Here is a 17945-nt window from a genome sequence, read left to right on the forward strand (position 1 = left end):
TTTTCGTGAGCAAGACCCTGCAAGCCATCCGTGGCATGAACGACATCCTGCCGGCGCAGACCCCGGCGTGGCGATACCTGGAAGGCACCTTCGCCGAGCTGCTGGACAGCTACGGCTACAGCGAGATCCGCCTGCCCATCGTCGAGTACACCGAGCTGTTCGCCCGCGGCATCGGCGAAGGCACCGACGTGGTGGACAAGGAGATGTACACCTTCCTGGATCGCAACGAGGAATCCCTCACCCTGCGTCCGGAAGGCACCGCCGGCTGCGTGCGCGCCGTGCTCGAGCATGGCCTGTCCGGCGGCGGCCAGGTGCAGAAGCTCTGGTACATGGGGCCGATGTTCCGCTACGAGAAGCCGCAGAAGGGACGCTACCGCCAGTTCCACCAGATCGGCGTGGAAGTGTTCAATCAGCCGGGTCCGGACATCGACGCCGAGCTGATCATCCTCACTGCCCGCCTGTGGAAGCAGCTGGGCATGGCCGATGCCGTGACCCTGCAGCTCAACAGCCTGGGTTCCAGCGAAGACCGCGCCCGCTACCGCGACGCGCTGGTCGAGTACCTCAAGGCGCGCTTCGAGCAGCTCGACGAGGACAGCCAGCGTCGCCTGACCACCAATCCGCTGCGCATCCTCGACAGCAAGAACGCCCAGACTCAGGCCCTGCTGGCCGATGCGCCGACCCTGGCGGACTACCTGGATGACGAGTCGCGCGCGCACTTCGAAGGTCTGAAGGCGCGCCTGGACGCCGTGGGCATCGCCTACGAGATCAATCCCAAGCTGGTGCGTGGCCTGGATTACTACGGCCGCACGGTATTCGAGTGGGTCACCGACAAGCTGGGCGCCCAGGGCACCGTATGCGCCGGTGGCCGTTATGACGGCCTGGTCGCCCAGTTCGGCGGCAAGCCGACGCCGGGTGTCGGTTTCGCCATGGGCGTGGAACGCCTGGTCCTGCTGCTGGAAACCCTCGGCCTGGTGCCGGCGGAACTGTCGCGCGCGCCCCATGCCTATATCTGCGCCTTCGGCGAAGCGGCGGAGCTGGCCGCGCTGCAGCTCTCGGAGCGCTTGCGTGATACCCTGCCGGGCCTGCGCGTACTGGTGAATGCCGGCGCCGGCAGCTTCAAGAGCCAGTTCAAGAAGGCCGACAAGAGCGGCGCGCATTTCGCCCTGATCCTGGGCGAGGACGAACTGGCGCAGCGCGTGGTGGGCGTCAAGCCGCTGCGCGATGACAGCGAACAACAGAGCATTGGCTGGGATGCACTGGCCGGCCACCTGGCCGCGTCGCTGCAACTGCGCGCCTGAGACACATAAGGAGAATCGGTGTGAGCATGACCGAAGACGAACAGATCGCCCGTCTGAAGGAGTGGTGGAGCCGCAACGGCATGCCGCTGGTTACTGGCGGGCTGCTGGCCCTGGCCGTGGTATTTGGCTGGCAGGCCTGGCAGAACCATCAGACCAACAAGGCGCAGGGCGCCTCGGTGGTCTATCAGCAACTGGTGGAAACCGCGCTCGGCAGTGAAAAGCCTGACACCGCGCGGGTCGCCGAGCTGGCTGCCCAGCTGAAGAACGACTTCGGCGGTACGCACTATGCCCAGTTCGGCAGTCTGTTCGTCGCCAAGGTGGCGGTCGAGGCCGGTCAGCTGTACGAAGCCGCGGCCGAGCTGCGTACCGTGCTGGACAAACCCGCCAGCGCCGACCTGGAAGAGCTGGCCCGTCAGCGCCTGGCCCGCGTGCTGAGCGCTCAAGGCAAGGGCGAGGAAGGTCTGGCCCTGCTGGATGGCAAGGTCGATGCCGCCTACCTGGCTGGCCGTGAGGAAGTGCGTGGCGACCTGCTGCTGCAACTGGGCCGCAAGCAGGAGGCCTTCGCCGCCTATACCAAGGCCAAGGAAGCGCTGCCGGTCAACGGTGCCGCCGGTACCCTGCAGATCAAGCTGGACGACCTGGCCAACGGAGACGCCTGACGTGAGAACCCCCTGGACCTGGGCGCTGCTGTTCAGCATGGCCGTACTGGCCGGTTGCGGCAGTTCGAGCAAGAAGGAGCTGCCGCCGGCCGATCTGCCGGACTTCACGGCGGAGCTCAAGCTGCGCAAGGAATGGAGCCGCTCGATTGGCGACGGCCAGGGGGACCTCTTCAATCGTCTGGTGCCGGCGGTGGATGGCGAACGCATCTTCGCCGCCGACGCCGACGGCCTGGTGCAGGCCATGGATCGCCTGACCGGCAAGGTGCTGTGGAAGAAGAAGCTCAAGCTGCCGGTGTCCGGCGGCGTGGGCGCCGGCTTCGGCCTGGTGCTGGTCGGTACGCTGAAGGGCGAAGTGATCGCCCTGGACGCCGACAGCGGCGAGCAACGCTGGCAGGCCAAGGCCACCAGCGAGGTGCTGGCCGCTCCGGCCACCAACGGCGACGTGGTGGTGGTGCAGACCCAGGACGATCGCCTGATCGGCCTGGATGCCACGACTGGCATGCAGCGCTGGATCTACGAGAGTTCGCCGGCGGTACTGACCCTGCGTGGCACCGGTGCGCCACTGCTGACCAACCAGCTGGCCATCGCCGGCCTGTCCACCGGCAAGGTGATCGCCGTTGACGCGCGTCGTGGTCTGCCGGTCTGGGAGCAGCGGATTGCGGTTCCCCAGGGGCGTTCCGAACTGGAGCGTATCGTCGACATCGACGGCGGGTTGCTGGTCTCCGGCAGCACCTTGTACGTGGTCAGCTACCAGGGGCGCCTGGCGGCGCTGGACCTGAACAGCGGCCGGGTGCTCTGGCAGCGCGAAGCGTCCAGTTCGGTCGGTGTCGCCCAGGGCTTCGGCAGCGTATACCTCAGCCAGGCCAACGGCACGGTGGAGGGAATCGACGAGCGCTCCACCACCGCGCTGTGGAGCAACGACCAGTTGGCCCGTCGCCAGCTGTCGGCCCCGGAGGTGTTTTCCAGCTACGTGGCGCTCGGTGACTACGAGGGTTACCTGCACCTGATCAGCCAGGTGGATGGACGCTTCGTCGCCCGCACCCGCGTCGACAGCGACGGCCTGCGCGCCCGACCGATCGCCGTGGGTGGCTGGCTGTATGTCTATGGCGATGGCGGCAAGCTGATGGCGCTGACCATCGAATAGCGACCGGGCGCGAACCCGCGCGTCGTCGCTGCGAATGATCGGCCGCTGCCTGGGCAGCGGCCTTCGTGTTTTCTGATTTTTTAAAGTGGAGAGCCGCATGGTTCCCGTAATTGCCCTGGTCGGCCGCCCCAACGTGGGCAAGTCGACTCTGTTCAACCGCCTGACCAAGTCCCGCAACGCCATCGTCGCCGAATTCGCCGGCCTGACCCGTGATCGCCAGTACGGCGAGGCCAAGTGGCAGGGCCGCACCTATATCGTCGTCGACACCGGCGGCATTACCGGTGACGAGGAAGGCATCGACGCCAAGATGGCCGAGCAGTCGCTGCTGGCCATCGAAGAAGCCGACGCCGTGCTGTTCCTGGTCGACTCCCGCGCCGGACTGACCGCCGCGGACGAGCTGATCGCCGAGCACCTGCGCAAGCGCAACAAACGCAGCTTCCTGATTGCCAACAAGGTCGATACCGTCGACCCCGATCTGGCGCGCGCCGAGTTCAGCCCGCTGGGCCTGGGCGATGCACTGCCGATTGCCGCAGCCCATGGCCGCGGCATTCACCCGATGCTGGAAGAAGTGCTGGGTGTGTTCCCCAAGGACGAAGACGCCGAGGCGCTGGAAGCGGTTGCGCAGGAAGAGGTCGCCGAGGGCGAGGAGGCATCGCGCATTCCCGGCCCGAGCGAGAAGGATGGCATCAAGATCGCCATCATCGGCCGGCCCAACGTCGGCAAGTCCACCCTGGTCAACCGCATGCTCGGCGAGGAGCGGGTGGTGGTCTACGACCAGGCCGGCACCACGCGGGACAGCATCTACATCCCCTTCGAGCGTGACGACGAGAAGTACACGCTGATCGACACCGCCGGCGTGCGCCGGCGCGGCAAGATCTTCGAGGCCATCGAGAAGTTCTCGGTGGTCAAGACCCTGCAGGCCATCCAGGACGCCAACGTGGTGGTGTTCGTGATGGATGCCCGCGAGGGCGTGGTCGAGCATGACCTCAACCTGCTGGGATTCGTATTGGAGACCGGCCGCGCGCTGGTCATCGCGCTCAACAAGTGGGACGGCATGGAGCCTTCCGAGCGCGACTACGTGAAGAAAGAGCTGGAGCGCCGGCTGTTCTTCGTCGACTTTGCCGACATCCACTTCATCTCCGCGCTGCATGGCACCGGGGTGGGCAATCTGTACAAATCCGTGCAGGCCGCCTTCCACTCGGCGGTGACCCGTTGGCCCACCAACCGGTTGACCAACATCCTCGCCGACGCGGTGCAGGTGCATCAGCCGCCGCTGGTCAACGGTCACCGCATCAAGCTGCGCTACGCCCACCTGGGCGGCGCCAACCCGCCACTGATCGTCATCCACGGCAACCAGGTGGAAGCGGTGCCCAAGTCCTACACCCGTTACCTGGAAAACACCTTCCGCAAGGTGCTCAAACTGGTGGGTACGCCGATCCGCATCGAGTACAAGGGCGGCGAAAACCCCTTCGAGGGCAAGAAGAACAAGCTCACCGACCGCCAGGTGAACAAGAAGCGCCGCCTGATGGCCCACCACAAGAAGGCCGAGAAGAAGCGCAAGAAGAAGTAGCGGCTTCGGTGCGGTTCTTTGTTGGGAGCGGACTTGTCCGCGAGCTTTTCATTCAGGTTCAGCTAGCTAGCCGGCCGCTCCAAAAAGCTCGCGAATGAATTCGCTCCCACGAGTTCCCCGCAGATGCCTCCCGCTTGCACCCTCCCGCTTCCCGCTTCTATGCTCGACGCCCCGTTTCCCTGGCGTCGAAGCCCATGATCCACAGCAAGCTGCCCCACGTCGGCACCACCATCTTCACCACCATGTCCCAGCTTGCCACGCAGGTCGGGGCGATCAACCTGTCCCAGGGCTTCCCCGATTTCGACGGGCCGGATGCGCTGCGCGAGGCGGTCGGCCGCCACGTGATGGCCGGCCACAACCAGTACGCGCCGATGACCGGCCTGCCGGCCCTGCGCGAGCAGGTAGCGGCCAAGGTGGCGCGTCTGTACGGCCGCCAAGCAAAAGCCGATACCGAAATCACCATCACCCCCGGCGCGACCCAGGCGATCTTCTGTGCCATCCAGGCGCTGGTGAGCCCCGGCGACGAGGTGATCGTCTTCGATCCCTGCTACGACAGTTACGAACCCTCGGTGCAGCTGGCCGGCGGGCGCTGCGTCCATCTGCCGCTCAGCCTGCCGGACTTTGCCATCGACTGGCAGCGCCTGCAGGACGCACTGACGCCGCGCACCCGGCTGATCATCCTCAACAGCCCGCACAATCCCAGTGGTGCGCTGCTGGAACGCGCCGACCTGGAACGCCTGGCCAGCCTGCTGCGCGGTCGCGAGGACATCTACCTGCTCAGCGACGAGGTCTACGAGCACCTGGTGTTCGACGGCCGCGAGCATGCCAGCCTGCTGCGTCACGACGAGCTGTACGCACGCGCCTTAGTGGTCAGCTCCTTCGGCAAGACCTACCACGTCACCGGCTGGAAGACCGGCTATGTGGTGGCGCCGCCGGCGCTCACCGCCGAGCTGCGCAAGGTGCACCAGTACGTGAGCTTCACCGGCGTCACCCCGCTGCAATGGGCGCTGGCCGACTACATGGCCGCCTATCCGCAGCATGTCGACGAGCTGCCGGATTTCTACCAGGCCAAGCGTGACCTGTTCTGCGGGCTGCTGGCCGAATCGCGCCTGCGCTTCACGCCGACGCCGAGCACCTATTTCCAGCTGGCCGACTATTCGGCGATTCGCCCGGACCTGGATGATGTGGCGATGAGCCAGTGGCTGACCCGCGAACACGGGGTGGCCTGCATTCCAGTGTCGGTGTTCTACCAGACGCCGCCGGCGGATCTGCGCCTGGTGCGCTTCTGCTTCGCCAAGCGCGAGGAAACCCTGCGCCAGGCGGCCGAGAAGCTGTGTGCCGTATGAACCGATGGCTGTGAGGATTCGACATGAGTGACAAACCCGACCTGCGCCTGGCCCTGGTGCAGACCGATCTGGTCTGGCATGACGCGCCGGCCAACCGTGAGCGCTTCGCGCAGTTGCTGGAGCAGGCGCGCGGTGCCGATCTGGTCATCCTGCCGGAGATGTTCACCACCGGCTTCTCCATGGAGTCGGCGACGCTGGCCGAAGCGGAGGAGGGCGCCACCCATGCCTGGCTGCGGGAGCAGGCCGAGCGGCTGCAGGCGGTGGTCACCGGCACGCTGATCATCCAGGCGGCCGACGGTAGCTACCGCAACCGCCTGCTGTGGGCGCAGCCGGATGGCCAGGTGCGCTATTACGACAAGCGCCACCTGTTCCGCATGGCCGGCGAGCACGAGCATTTCGCCCCGGGTGGCGAGCAGGCGCTGTTCGAGCTGAAGGGTTGGCGGGTGCGCCCGCTGATCTGCTACGACCTGCGCTTCCCGGTGTGGAGCCGCGATCCCCAGGGCACCGATCTCTTGCTCTACACCGCCAACTGGCCGGCGGCCCGGCGCAACGCCTGGAACCGTCTGCTGCCCGCGCGGGCCATCGAGAACCTCTGCTACGTGGCGGCGGTGAACCGCGTCGGCACCGATGGGCATGGCTATCCCTACAGTGGCGACAGCCAGGTGGTGGACTTTCTCGGCGATAGCCTGCTGGACGCGGGGGAGGGCGACGGCGTGTTCCAGATCAGCCTGAACGCGGACAAGTTGGCGCGCTTTCGCGAACGCTTTCCGGCCTGGCGGGATGCGGATGCCTTCGAGCTGAAATGAGAGTCGTAGGGCGGTCGGCGTTTTTCCGGCCGCCGTCTGGCGAGCCCGCGCCAGGCGCAGATCGTAGGGTGGGTCGCGCTTCATCGACCCACCGTGCGTGCCGGCGCGGTGGTGGACAAGAAAAACGTTGTCCACCCTACGGATGCGTTCAGGGTAGGGCGCGCGCTTTATCGACCCACCGTGCGGGCCGTCAGGCGCGCTGTGCCGCCGCCATTCCAGGTTTGCGGCCCAGCCGGTTCACCCACAGCGAGCCAACGATGATCAGGCCGCCGACCGTCAGGCGCAGCAGGTCTTCTTCAGTGTTCCAGACCAGCAGGTTGATCAGCAGTCCCACCGGTACGCTGAGGTTGTTCATCACCGCCAGGGTGCCGGCGTCCACCTGGGTGGCGCCCTTGTTCCACCAGAACTGGCCCAGCGCGGTGGCCAGCAGGCCCATCCACACCAGTACGCCCCATTGCACATCGGTGGTCGGCAGGCGCTGCGGATTGCCCAGCAGGAGCCAGGCCGGCAACACGATGATCAGCGCACCGAGGAAGAAGTAGCCGAAGCGCCGGAACAGCGGCACGTCGCAGGGATGGCGGGCCACCAGGCGCTTGTACAGCACCTGGCCGGTGGCGAAGGTGAAGTTGGCGATCTGCAGCAGGAAGAAGCCGAGCAGGAAATCGCCGCTGACGTCGTCATAGCGGATCAGTGCCGCACCGAATACCGCCAGGGCGGCGGCCAGCAGCGCCCAGCCATTGAAGCGTCGGTTCAGGGCGTCGTCGATCAGCGTCACGTGCAGCGGCGTGAGCACGGTGAACAGCAGCACCTCCGGCACCGTCAGGACGTTGAAGCTCAGGTACAGGCAGAGGTAGGTGATGCCGAACTGCAGCGCGCCGACCAGCATCACGCCGCGGATGAACGGTGGCGGCACGCCGCGCCAGCGGGTGAGCGGCAGGAACACCAGGCCGGCCAGGACCACCCGGGTCAGGACCGCGAAATAGCTGTCGACCTGACCGGCCAGGAAGGCGCCGATCAGGTTGAAGGAAACCGCCCAGAGCAGGGTGACGACAAGCAGATAGATCATGTGGGACTCCCGGTCAGGGCGCCGACATTACCTGCTGCCCTGGCCGATCACAATTGCCCCGGCGGCGAACTCAGCGGCGGGCGAGCGGTGTGCAGCTGGACAGGTCCACCTCGCCCACATAGGGATTGGCGTTGCCCTGCACGCAGGCAATCTTGCGGTTGCGCCACTGTTCCCATTCGCTCACCGGATACTGGCGGTTCCAGATGTCGTACAGGCGCTGATCCTGGCGCGACAGGCGCAGGTGGTATCGCTCGCTCATGTACAGGTAGATGCGTGCGATCGCGCCCCGGGTGGACTCCGGTGGCATGGCGGTGCGCTGCTTGAAATCCACCACAAACGGACAGGCACCGTACTGATGGGGTTTCTGGGTAAGCATGCCGAAGCCGTAGTTGCTGCGGTCGCCGTTCACCTCGCCAATGGACGGCACCAGATTGTGCAGGTCGGCCTCGGCGCGGCTGAACACCGGGTCGTTGGCAGTGCAGTTCTTGCGCCCGCCGTCCTGCCAGCACTGGCGCTGGTGGCCGATTACCCAGGCCGGTACCACGTGTTCCCACTCGATGCGCCCGGCACGTTGTGCGTTCTTGCGCGGCTCGTAGCCACAGCTGTCCAGATCGACGCGATTGCCCTTGTAGGTGCAGCCGCAATAGAACTCGACCGGTCGCTCGGCATATAGCTTCCAGGCGATCTTCTTGGCTTCGACGAAGGTGCGGGGGGCGTCGGCCTGGGCGAAATGCACAGGCACGGCGATGAACAGCAGGGCGAACAGCAGGCGCATGGAAACTCTCGACAACGTGACTGAGAGCGCATCCGTGCGCGTGAGGCCGCGATTCTAGCCTGCTGTTGGTTAATAAATGCAAGGAATACAAGAGCTTGCGCAGGGGGAAAGAGACAATGCGGCTGATGCGCTGACCTGTAGGAGCGGCTTCAGCCGCGATGCTTTTGAGCGGGCGCGATCGTGGCCGAAGCCGCTCCTACAAAAAACGTTGCGCCCAGCCCCGGAGAAAACCCCGATCAACGGCCGGTTTGCCTAAGTGTTTGTTCTGCTGGCAAAAAAAATTCACTTCCGTTGAAAAATACTGTTGACAGGGGAGCGGGTCGAACCTAATATGCGCCCCGTCCTGACGCACGGGGCTATAGCTCAGCTGGGAGAGCGCTTGCATGGCATGCAAGAGGTCGACGGTTCGATCCCGTCTAGCTCCACCAAACCTCTCTTGAGGTGCGGTCTTGAAGGTTTCGTCCCCTTCGTCTAGTGGCCTAGGACACCGCCCTTTCACGGCGGTAACAGGGGTTCGAGTCCCCTAGGGGACGCCATATTCCAGCGGTATCGCAGTCATGCGGTACACACGTCGAGAGACGAAAAATCCGGGGCTATAGCTCAGCTGGGAGAGCGCTTGCATGGCATGCAAGAGGTCGACGGTTCGATCCCGTCTAGCTCCACCAAATTCCACGGCAAGGCCAGCTCAAGCTGGCCTCGTTCTTCGAAGGTTTCGTCCCCTTCGTCTAGTGGCCTAGGACACCGCCCTTTCACGGCGGTAACAGGGGTTCGAGTCCCCTAGGGGACGCCATTTTCTTGCCCGTGCTTTTTGCGGGAATCCAGGGTCGCCCATGTGGCGGCCCTTTTGTTTTTTCCGTGAAAAAAACCATGGTCACGGTTGCCTCAGCGCTGTGGGGACGGAACGCGTCTGAAGACTCGCGAATGAATTTGCTCCCACAGGGGGCTGCGCCGCGATCCGCTGGCCTTGTTCGCGAAGTATTTGCGATCATGCTCGGGTCGCACGGGTAGATGCCCGGGCGACCTTTCTTTCCGTATTGCGGGGTGCGTGTCATGAGCCTGACGATGGAAGCGATTTTGCAGCAGGCCCGTCCGGTTCTGCCGGTGCTGGTGATCGAGGACGTGGGCAGTGCGCTGGCCCTGGCGCAGGCGCTGCATGCCGGTGGCATCCGGGTGCTCGAAGTCACGCTGCGCACGCCACGCGCGCTGGAGGCCGTGTCGATCATCCGCCGCGAGCTGCCGGACCTGATCGTCGGCGCCGGCACCCTGATCCATGCCGAGCAGTTTCTCGAGGCGCGCGACGCTGGCGCCCAGTTCGCTGTCAGCCCCGGTTGCACCGAGCGCCTGGCGCTGGCGGCGGAAAATGTACAGATGCCCTACCTGCCGGGGGTGCTGACACCCTCCGAAGTGCTGCTGGCGCTGGAGTACGGGTACCGCTCGCTGAAGCTGTTTCCGGCCAATGGCACCGGTAGCGTGAAGATGCTCAAGAGCCTCAAGGGGCCGTTCACCGGCATCCGTTTCTGTCCCACCGGTGGTATCAACGTCGACAACCTGCTGACCTTCCTGCGTCTGCCCAACGTGGCTTGCGTCGGCGGAACCTGGATCGCCCCGGCTGATCTGGTCAAGGCGCGTGCCTGGGACCAGATCACCCAGCTGGCCAGCGAAGCCTGCTCGCTGGCCGCCAGTCTGGACGCGCCGCGATGAAGTGGGATCTTCCCGATCCCTTCGTGCGTGAGCTGGAGGTGGTCGCTGAGGATATCGATGAGCTGGGCCATGCCAACAATGCCACCTACGTCAGGTGGATGGAGCGTTGCGCCTGGGGCCATTCGCAGCATCTCGGCCTGGACCTGGCCGCTTACCGGCGGCTGGATCGGGCCATGGCCGTGGTGCGCCACGAGGTGGACTACCTGGCTAGCGCCTATCAGGGTGAGTGGCTGTGCATGGGTACCTGGATCGTCGAATCCGACCACCGGCTGCGCATGCTGCGGCGCTTTCAGTTGGTGCGCCCGGCCGATGGCGTGACCCTGCTGCGCGCGCAGACCACCTTTGCCTGCATCGAGCTGTCCACTGGTCGCCCGCGACGCATGCCGGCCGAGTTCGTTGAGGGTTATGGTCGGGCGTTGGTGATGACACAGCCGTAGGCAGCCGCCGACGAGCTCGCGGACGAGTCCGCTCCCACAGAGCCGGTCGCGGTGCTGGACCCGCGCCAGCTCCCGCCTGCGCAATCATCCCCGTACACTACGCGCCCCTTGCGCTCCACGAGTCATACCCATGCAAATCGCCCTGGCCCCCATGGAAGGGTTGGTCGACGAACTGATGCGTGACCTGCTCACCCGGGTGGGCGGCGTCGACTGGTGCGTCACCGAATTCATCCGCGTCTGCGACCGGCTGCTACCGGAGAGTCAGTTCCTCAAGCTGGCGCCGGAGCTGGCGCGTGGTTCGCGCACCGCGGCCGGCACGCCCATGCGTGTGCAGCTGTTGGGTTCCGATCCCGCCTGTCTCGCCGACAACGCCGCCCTCGCCTGTGAGATGGGCGCGCCGGTCATCGATCTGAACTTTGGCTGTCCGGCCAAGACGGTCAACAAATCACGCGGTGGGGCGGTACTGCTCAAGGAGCCGGAGCTGCTGCACCGGATTCTGTGCGAGGTACGGCGTGCGGTGCCGGCGTCGATTCCGGTCACCGCCAAGATGCGCCTGGGCTTCGACAGTCCCGACGGCGCGCTGGATTGCGCGCGTGCGCTGGTGGACGGTGGGGCCGGGCAACTGGTGGTGCATGCCCGCACCAAGGTGCAGGGCTACCGTCCGCCCGCCCACTGGGAATGGGTGGCTCGCGTCCAGGAGGCGGTGCGCGTGCCCGTATACGCCAACGGCGAAGTCTGGACATTGGAAGACTGGCAGCGCTGTCGGGCTGTCAGCGGCGTTGAGGATGTGATGCTCGGTCGGGGCCTGGTGGCGCGGCCCGATCTGGCGCGGCAAATTGCTGCTGCCCGCGTCGGCCGTGTCGTCGAGCCCATGGGGTGGGGCGAGCTGCTGCCGCTGCTGCACGAGTTCTGGCAGCGCTCGCGCAACCGGCTCGCGCCGCGCTACGCGCCGGGGCGGCTCAAGCAGTGGCTGGGTATGCTGACGCGCGGTTACCCGGAGGCCGTGGGTCTGTTCGAGCGGATTCGCCGCGAGGAGGACTGTGACCGTATCGAGGACCTGTTGCGTGCCGAAGAGAAAGACGTCCTCCTTCGGGCGGGCTGACTTGCCGCTGCGCTATACACGACTATCGTGACAAAACGGTTACGACGCAGGTTCGCTGGTCGCATGGATGCACTCGGGTAGTACGCTGCGGGAGGGGAGGTCGTGCCGGCAAGCCGGAAGCGTGGGTGCCGCACCGGGATTCGTTGCCTGCGGATTGCCCGCGTCGCCTGGAAGCCCCCATGTCATTCCTGAAGCCTCTGCTGCTGCTCGCCTATCTTCTTTCCGGCCATGACTATTACCGGGGGCGCCTGGCCGAGCTCGAGGGGGTGGGCGCCACCGTCCTGTTTCTGGGAATGTTCGGCTTCCTGGTCGCTTGCCTGTTCCTGGCTGCCTACTGCCGGCAGGCGGTGCTGCGCTGGGGATACGCGCTGGCGCTGTTCGGCGCCGCGGTGTTCTTCGACGCCTACCACCGCGTGACCGTCGATTACCTGACCTACCCGCAGTTCGTTTCACTGCTGCATTCACATGCCTTCATCGACGAGGCGTACCATCAGTTTCGCGACAGCATCCTGCATGCCGGAGCCACCGGTGTGCTGCTGCTGCTCGGCATCGGTCTGAGGCCGGCTTCCGCGCCGGTACCTAGGTGGGTGGCGGGTGTCGCGCCCTGGGTGGGTCTACTGCTGCTGGCCAGTGTGCTGTTCGTGCGTGCCGGTGCAGGCGCCCGTGGCCTGCCGATGATGTATACGCCGCTGGCCTATCTGGGGCTGTACAGCTATGAGGCGCTGGGCGACACCGTGGGCGAGCGTCAGCCGGTCTCGCTGCCGCGCAGCGGCCGGGTCGTCGATCACGACATCGTGCTGATCATCGACGAGAGCGTGTCCGGCCATTACCTGGATATCAACCACCCGCAGGGAGTGACCAGCGGTCTGAAATCGCTACCATCCGGGGTGAGCCTGTTCAACTACGGTTATGCCGCCTCGATTGCCAATTGCAGTGCCGACACCAATGTCACCCTGCGCTACGGTGGCACCCGTGACGACTACCTGCGCATCAATTCCACCATGCCGTCCATCTGGCAATACGCCCGGCAGGCGGGGCTGCGTACGGTCTACATCGATGCCCAGCGTACCCATGGCGCCCTGCAGAACCTGATGACCAAGGACGAAGTGCTGGAGCTGGACGCCTTCATCCAGTACGACGACGTGCGGGTGCGCGATCGCGACATGGCGGTGGCCGACAGCCTGGTCGAGCTGCTCGGCAACGACCGGCCCGAGCTGATCCTGGTCAACAAGATGGGCGCGCATTTCCCGGTGCACGACAAGTTCCCTGACGAATTCCTGCGCTACCAGCCGGCGTTGCCGCGCGGCCGCTACCTGGACATCGGCGATACCGGCGAGCGGGACGGTTTCGATGGTCGGGCCGAGGACTGGCTGCGCTACCGCAACGCCTACCGCAACACCTTGCTGTGGAATGTCGGGGAATTCTTCTCGCGGCTGCTGGCACGGGCCGACCTGAGTCGCGCCGTGGTGTTGTATACCTCGGACCATGGCCAGGACCTGCACGAGCGCGGTAACCCGGGCCTGAATACCCATTGTGGTGGCGACCCGGTGGTGGAGGAGGGGCTGGTGCCGCTGGTTGTCCTGCAGGGCAGCAATCTGCAGACCCTGGACTGGGCGGCGGCGCTGGAAGCCAATCGCAACAATTCCAGCCACTACAACCTGTTCCCGACGCTGTTGCAGCTACTCGGCTACGAGCTGGAGGCGATACGGGTCACCTACGGCACCCCGCTGAGTCTGCACAGCGACGACGAGTTCACCTTCAATACCCGCTTCAATGCGCGCCTGGGTGCGGAGCCCGCCTGGAAGCGCATCGAGCTCGACGAGGTGGTGTCCCCGGACCTGTGACCTGACCCCGTTTTTGGCTTTTTTTGTAGGAGCGGACTTGTCCGCGAGCTCTTTCGTGCAATCCCCAAGAGCTCGCGAATGAATTCGCTCCCACGGGTGCGCTGGCCTTCGCCCTGGCAGTCGCCTTTGCCGTCGAGCGGCAAGCGGGTGCCGCCTGCCGCGTTTCTCGTCCAGGGTCATTGCTCTAAGTGCCTGAAATCAAAGGGTTTGGTCGGCTGGCACAGTGCTTGCTTTCCTTTGGGCAGGCAAGGCGACCGGCAACGGCGCCCGGCAAACGATTCGAGGAAGTGCACATGGCTATCAGTTTCGACAAGGCGCTGGGGATTCACGAGAAAGCTCTGAACTTCCGCGCGCAGCGGGCCGAGGTGCTGGCGAACAACATCGCCAACGCCGATACGCCGCACTACAAGGCGCGTGATCTGGAATTCTCCAGCGTGCTGGCCAGCCAGACCAGCAAGAACGGCACCTTCAACCTGAACCGCACCAGCGCCCGGCATATCGAGGGCGAGGGCGTGTCGTTCAGCGCCGAGTCGCTGCAGTACCGCACCCCGCATCACCCGTCCATCGATGGCAACACCGTGGACGCGCAGGTCGAGCAGGCCGCCTACACCAAGAACGCGGTGGATTTCCAGGCCAGCTTCACCTTCCTCAACAGCAAGTTCAAAGGCCTGATGTCGGCCATCAAGGGGGAATAAGCCATGTCGCTGACCAACGTATTCAACATCGCCGGTAGTGGCATGAGCGCCCAGAGCACCCGCCTGAACACCGTGGCGAGCAACATCGCCAACGCCGAGACCGTGTCCTCCAGCCTGGAAGAGACCTACCGCGCCCGCAAGCCGGTGTTTGCCACCGTGCTGCAGGAGCAGGTCAATCCGGCCGGCCAGTCGCTGTTTGCCGAGCAGGACGCCGCCGGTTACGGCGTGCGCGTCGCCGGCATCGTTGAGGATCAGGCCGAGCTGCAGGCCCGCTACGAGCCGACCCACCCGGCGGCGGACAAGGACGGCTACGTCTACTACCCGAACGTCAATGTGGTCGAGGAAATGGCTGACATGATCTCCGCCAGCCGCGCCTTCCAGACCAACACCGAAATGATGAATACCGCCAAGACCATGCTGCAGAAGGTGCTGACCCTCGGTCAGTAAGGTGAAGGATCATGAGCACCGTTAATACCAATACCTCGCAATCCATTCTCGACCAGTACCAGCTGAAGCAGAAGCCGAGCACCACCGGCGACAGCGCCCTGGGCAAGGATTCCTTCCTGCAGCTGCTGGTCGCGCAGATGGAAAACCAGAACCCGCTGGATCCGCAGGACAACACCCAGTTCGTCGCCCAGCTGGCGCAGTTCTCCAGCCTGGAAAGCATGAACAACCTGAACTCGACGGTGGAGTCCTTCATGGGCAGCTACCAGTCGTCCCAGGCGCTGCAGGCGTCCTCTCTGGTCGGTCGCTCGGTGATTGTCGAGACCGACAAGTCGCTGGTCGACACCAGCAGCAGCCTGACCGGCAACGTGATGATGCCGGCCAATGGCAGCAACCTGACGGTCAAGGTCTATGACGACAAGGGTAACCTGGTGAAAACCCTGCCCATGGGCGACTGGAGCGCCGGTACCGTCGATTTCATCTGGGATGGCGTCAACGAGCAGGGTGAGAAAGTGCCCTCCGGCAATTACAAGTTCGTGGCGGAAGCCGAAATCGACGGCACGCCCACCGCGCTGTCCACCTTCCTGCCGGCCACCGTCAACAGCGTTACCCTGGCGGGCGGCGAAATGTACCTGAACCTTGCAGGCATGGGGCGCTTGCCGCTCTCCAGCGTCCTGACCATTGGCCAATAACCGGATTCTGAAAGGAGTTTCACCATGTCGTTCAACGTCGCCCTGAGCGGTCTGGCCGCGGCCAACAAGGATCTCGCGGTTACCGGCAACAACATCGCCAACGTCGCCACCACCGGCTTCAAGGGTTCGCGCGCCGAATTCGCCGACGTCTACTCGGCCTCCATCCTCGGCACCGGCGGCAAGGTCGCCGGTTCCGGTGTGCGCACCGCTGCCATCTCCCAGCAGTTCACCCAGGGCAATATCAACCACACCGGCAACAGCCTGGACCTGGCCATCAACGGCAATGGCTTCTTCGCGTTGAGCGCCCAGGGGCAGATGATGTACACCCGTGCCGGTGAGTTCGGTACCGACAAGGATGGCTATATCCAGAACAGCTCCGGCTTCCGCCTGCAAGGCTACGAAGTGGGTGTCGGTGGGCAGATTCTGCAGGGCAAGAAGACCGATCTGCGGGTGGATACGTCCAACGTTTCGCCCAAGGCTACCAGCATCATCAACGAAACCATCAATCTGGACTCGACCGCCTCGGTGATCGATCCTGCGGTGCATCCCTTCGATCCTGCGGACCCGAATACCTTCAACTGGTCTACTTCGGTGCCTGTGTATGACTCGCTGGGTAACGTCCATACCCTGACCCAGTACTTTGCTAAGCGCAGCGGTAATGAATGGGAAATGTTGACCCAGATCGATGGCCTGAACCCTACGGTGCCGGTAGTTCCGAACGACTTTAGTGCCATGAGCACCACTCTGACCTTCAACTCGGCCGGCACCTTGGATACGGCACTGCCGAGCCCGACCAGTATTGATCTTACCGCCTGGGAGCCGGCTGAGCTGAATCCGGCCACAGGTGCCTGGCAGTCCAACGGCTCGGTCGCCAGTGCCACCGGGGTGCATGTCGACTTTAGCAACATGACTCAATACAACGCCGTCTCCGCCGTCACCAGCCAGAACCAGGATGGTTACGCTACAGGCCAGCTCTCCGGCCTGAACATCGACGAAACCGGCAACATGTTCGCCGCCTTTACCAATGGCCAGTCCAAGCTGATCGGTCAGGTGATGCTGGTGAACTTCTCCAACCCGCAGGGTCTGAAGCCGGTCGGCGGTACCGCCTGGGTGGAAACCTATGCCTCGGGCGTACCGATCGAGGGCATGGCCAAGACCGGCACCTTCGGTGCCATCCAGGCCGGCGCGCTGGAGGAATCCAACGTCGACCTGACCGCACAGCTGGTACAGCTGATCAAGGCGCAGAGCAACTACCAGGCCAACGCCAAGACGGTCACCACCCAGACCACCGTCATGCAGACCACCATCAACATGACCTGATGGTTGCGCGAATAAGGAAACGGGAGCCTGCGGGCTCCCGTTTTTTGTTTGGCCCGATGTAGGGTGGACAGCGCTATTCCTGTCCACCATCGCGCCGGCATGGCGCGCTCGGTGGATCGGTGAAGCGCGATCCACCCTACGATGCTGCAGCCCCCAAAAAGAAGCGTCGCGGCTAAAGCCCCTCCTACAGGTCATGTGCGGTACTTCGCATCTGGCACGATGCTTGCTCCTTCTCTGGCAAAGCCCGCAAGGGCGGCAAGAACCTGCCGGAGGATTGAAGTGGACAAGATGCTTTACGTGGCGATGACCGGTGCCAGCCAGAACACTCTGGCTCAGCGCCTGCACGCCAACAATCTGGCCAACATCTCCACCAGCGGCTTTCGCCGCGATTTCGAGCAGGCGCGTTCCATGCCGGTGTTCGGCGACAGCCTGCCGGCGCGCGCCTATGCCATGACCGAGCGCCCCGCCACCGATTTCACTCCCGGAGCGTTGCAGGAAACCGGTCGCGAGCTGGATATCGCCATCGAGGGTGACGGCTGGATCGCCGTGCAGACCCCGCTGGGCGAGGAAGCCTATGTGCGCACGGCCAGCCTGAAGATCGACTCCGTGGGCATCCTGCGCGCCGGCAACGATTTGCCGGTGATGGGCAATGCCGGCCCGGTGGTGATTCCGCCGGAGCAGAAGGTCGAGATCGGCCGCGACGGCACCATCAGCGTCCGCGCGCTGGGCGAGAACCCCAATGTGATGGCCGTGGTGGACCGCATCAAGCTAGTCAATCCGGACCCCGCGAACCTGGAAAAGGGCCTCGACGGCCTGATCCACCACGCCGGCGGCCCCGTTGAGGCCGACGCCAATGTCCAGCTGGTTTCCGGTTTCGTGGAGACCAGCAACGTGAATGCCGTGGCCGAGATGACCTCCATCCTGGCCCTGTCCCGCCAGTTCGAGCTGCAAGTGAAGTTGATGCGCACCGCCGAGGAAGATGCCACGGCGATGACCAAGGTCATGCAGATCAGTTGATTCGAGACGGCGCCAGGCGGCGCCGAATG

17 protein-coding genes and 4 tRNA genes are annotated in these 17945 nt (G+C 64.6%); 19 read left to right on the plus strand and 2 right to left on the minus strand.

All coding sequences use genetic code 11. The annotated features are described in order from the left end of the window. The first annotated feature begins 5 nt into the window (after positions 1-5). The 6 genes from hisS (at position 6) to PT85_RS04770 (ending at position 6823) form a co-directional block, all read left to right on the plus strand. Complete coding sequence (gene hisS / locus PT85_RS04745; RefSeq protein ID WP_039606081.1) at positions 6-1298, plus strand: histidine--tRNA ligase; 1293 nt, start codon at positions 6-8, stop codon at positions 1296-1298. A 26-nt stretch (positions 1299-1324) separates the two neighbouring features. Continuing rightward, positions 1325-1957, plus strand: a complete 633-nt coding sequence (locus PT85_RS04750) for a YfgM family protein (RefSeq protein WP_039606360.1) — start codon at positions 1325-1327, stop codon at positions 1955-1957. 1 nt (position 1958) lies between these two features. Next, on the plus strand, positions 1959-3101 hold the full coding sequence (gene bamB, locus PT85_RS04755; RefSeq protein ID WP_037008531.1) for an outer membrane protein assembly factor BamB: 1143 nt from the start codon (positions 1959-1961) through the stop codon (positions 3099-3101). A gap of 97 nt (positions 3102-3198) precedes the next feature. Continuing rightward, positions 3199-4671 carry a ribosome biogenesis GTPase Der gene (der, locus tag PT85_RS04760; protein WP_027589535.1) on the plus strand — a complete coding sequence of 491 codons (1473 nt, stop codon included), beginning with the start codon at positions 3199-3201 and terminating at the stop codon, positions 4669-4671. Positions 4672-4865: 194 nt separating this feature from the next. After that, positions 4866-6017 carry a pyridoxal phosphate-dependent aminotransferase gene (locus PT85_RS04765; RefSeq protein WP_039606082.1) on the plus strand — a complete coding sequence of 384 codons (1152 nt, stop codon included), beginning with the start codon at positions 4866-4868 and terminating at the stop codon, positions 6015-6017. Positions 6018-6040: 23 nt separating this feature from the next. Then, complete coding sequence (locus PT85_RS04770) at positions 6041-6823, plus strand: amidohydrolase (RefSeq protein WP_039606083.1); 783 nt, start codon at positions 6041-6043, stop codon at positions 6821-6823. Positions 6824-7013: 190 nt separating this feature from the next. On the opposite strand, the gene PT85_RS04775 is transcribed toward PT85_RS04770, so the two are convergent. Next, positions 7014-7889: a carboxylate/amino acid/amine transporter gene (locus tag PT85_RS04775; RefSeq protein ID WP_039606084.1), complete on the minus strand. Its 876-nt coding sequence runs from the start codon at positions 7887-7889 to the stop codon at positions 7014-7016. Between the two features lie 70 nt (positions 7890-7959). Beyond that, positions 7960-8664: an endonuclease gene (locus PT85_RS04780; protein ID WP_039606085.1), complete on the minus strand. Its 705-nt coding sequence runs from the start codon at positions 8662-8664 to the stop codon at positions 7960-7962. Between the two features lie 352 nt (positions 8665-9016). Here PT85_RS04780 and PT85_RS04785 point away from each other — a divergent pair. From PT85_RS04785 to PT85_RS04845, 13 genes are all read left to right on the plus strand, one after another. After that, positions 9017-9092 (plus strand) — tRNA-Ala (locus PT85_RS04785). Between the two features lie 32 nt (positions 9093-9124). After that, positions 9125-9200: transfer RNA gene (locus tag PT85_RS04790), tRNA-Glu, on the plus strand. A 53-nt stretch (positions 9201-9253) separates the two neighbouring features. Next, positions 9254-9329, plus strand: a tRNA-Ala gene (locus tag PT85_RS04795). 49 nt (positions 9330-9378) lie between these two features. After that, positions 9379-9454, plus strand: a tRNA-Glu gene (locus PT85_RS04800). Positions 9455-9714: 260 nt separating this feature from the next. Further along, positions 9715-10365 carry a bifunctional 4-hydroxy-2-oxoglutarate aldolase/2-dehydro-3-deoxy-phosphogluconate aldolase gene (locus PT85_RS04805; protein WP_027589446.1) on the plus strand — a complete coding sequence of 217 codons (651 nt, stop codon included), beginning with the start codon at positions 9715-9717 and terminating at the stop codon, positions 10363-10365. After that, positions 10362-10802, plus strand: a complete 441-nt coding sequence (locus tag PT85_RS04810; protein WP_027589445.1) for an acyl-CoA thioesterase — start codon at positions 10362-10364, stop codon at positions 10800-10802. The genes PT85_RS04805 and PT85_RS04810 overlap by 4 nt, the downstream gene beginning before the upstream one ends. A gap of 130 nt (positions 10803-10932) precedes the next feature. After that, positions 10933-11904 (plus strand): tRNA dihydrouridine synthase, encoded by a 972-nt coding sequence (locus tag PT85_RS04815; protein ID WP_039606086.1) that lies wholly within the window; start codon positions 10933-10935, stop codon positions 11902-11904. 179 nt (positions 11905-12083) lie between these two features. Then, positions 12084-13748: a sulfatase-like hydrolase/transferase gene (locus tag PT85_RS04820; RefSeq protein WP_039606087.1), complete on the plus strand. Its 1665-nt coding sequence runs from the start codon at positions 12084-12086 to the stop codon at positions 13746-13748. A gap of 293 nt (positions 13749-14041) precedes the next feature. Continuing rightward, on the plus strand, positions 14042-14443 hold the full coding sequence (gene flgB, locus PT85_RS04825) for a flagellar basal body rod protein FlgB (protein ID WP_027589442.1): 402 nt from the start codon (positions 14042-14044) through the stop codon (positions 14441-14443). Between the two features lie 3 nt (positions 14444-14446). Further along, positions 14447-14890: a flagellar basal body rod protein FlgC gene (flgC, locus tag PT85_RS04830; RefSeq protein WP_027589441.1), complete on the plus strand. Its 444-nt coding sequence runs from the start codon at positions 14447-14449 to the stop codon at positions 14888-14890. An 11-nt stretch (positions 14891-14901) separates the two neighbouring features. Further along, entirely contained in the window at positions 14902-15579 is a 678-nt protein-coding gene (locus PT85_RS04835) for a flagellar hook assembly protein FlgD (RefSeq protein ID WP_027589440.1), read from the plus strand. Positions 15580-15603: 24 nt separating this feature from the next. Further along, on the plus strand, positions 15604-16899 hold the full coding sequence (flgE, locus tag PT85_RS04840) for a flagellar hook protein FlgE (RefSeq protein WP_027589439.1): 1296 nt from the start codon (positions 15604-15606) through the stop codon (positions 16897-16899). Between the two features lie 279 nt (positions 16900-17178). Beyond that, complete coding sequence (locus PT85_RS04845; protein ID WP_027589438.1) at positions 17179-17916, plus strand: flagellar basal body rod protein FlgF; 738 nt, start codon at positions 17179-17181, stop codon at positions 17914-17916. Positions 17917-17945: the final 29 nt, after the last annotated feature.

It is taken from the genome of Pseudomonas flexibilis, from assembly GCF_000806415.1.
GTDB lineage: Bacteria > Pseudomonadota > Gammaproteobacteria > Pseudomonadales > Pseudomonadaceae > Serpens > Serpens flexibilis.

What these genes read in the sequence shown, in the direction of transcription:
- PT85_RS04750 (WP_039606360.1), top strand. Translation starts at nt 1,325, where the DNA reads ATGACCGAAGACGAACAGATCGCCCGTCTGAAGGAGTGGTGGAGCCGC.
- der (WP_027589535.1), top strand. Translation starts at nt 3,199, where the DNA reads ATGGTTCCCGTAATTGCCCTGGTCGGCCGCCCCAACGTGGGCAAGTCG.
- PT85_RS04765 (WP_039606082.1), top strand. Translation starts at nt 4,866, where the DNA reads ATGATCCACAGCAAGCTGCCCCACGTCGGCACCACCATCTTCACCACC.
- PT85_RS04770 (WP_039606083.1), top strand. Translation starts at nt 6,041, where the DNA reads ATGAGTGACAAACCCGACCTGCGCCTGGCCCTGGTGCAGACCGATCTG.
- PT85_RS04775 (WP_039606084.1), bottom strand. Translation starts at nt 7,889, where the DNA reads ATGATCTATCTGCTTGTCGTCACCCTGCTCTGGGCGGTTTCCTTCAAC.
- PT85_RS04780 (WP_039606085.1), bottom strand. Translation starts at nt 8,664, where the DNA reads ATGCGCCTGCTGTTCGCCCTGCTGTTCATCGCCGTGCCTGTGCATTTC.
- PT85_RS04805 (WP_027589446.1), top strand. Translation starts at nt 9,715, where the DNA reads ATGAGCCTGACGATGGAAGCGATTTTGCAGCAGGCCCGTCCGGTTCTG.
- PT85_RS04810 (WP_027589445.1), top strand. Translation starts at nt 10,362, where the DNA reads ATGAAGTGGGATCTTCCCGATCCCTTCGTGCGTGAGCTGGAGGTGGTC.
- PT85_RS04815 (WP_039606086.1), top strand. Translation starts at nt 10,933, where the DNA reads ATGCAAATCGCCCTGGCCCCCATGGAAGGGTTGGTCGACGAACTGATG.
- PT85_RS04820 (WP_039606087.1), top strand. Translation starts at nt 12,084, where the DNA reads ATGTCATTCCTGAAGCCTCTGCTGCTGCTCGCCTATCTTCTTTCCGGC.
- flgB (WP_027589442.1), top strand. Translation starts at nt 14,042, where the DNA reads ATGGCTATCAGTTTCGACAAGGCGCTGGGGATTCACGAGAAAGCTCTG.
- flgC (WP_027589441.1), top strand. Translation starts at nt 14,447, where the DNA reads ATGTCGCTGACCAACGTATTCAACATCGCCGGTAGTGGCATGAGCGCC.
- PT85_RS04835 (WP_027589440.1), top strand. Translation starts at nt 14,902, where the DNA reads ATGAGCACCGTTAATACCAATACCTCGCAATCCATTCTCGACCAGTAC.
- flgE (WP_027589439.1), top strand. Translation starts at nt 15,604, where the DNA reads ATGTCGTTCAACGTCGCCCTGAGCGGTCTGGCCGCGGCCAACAAGGAT.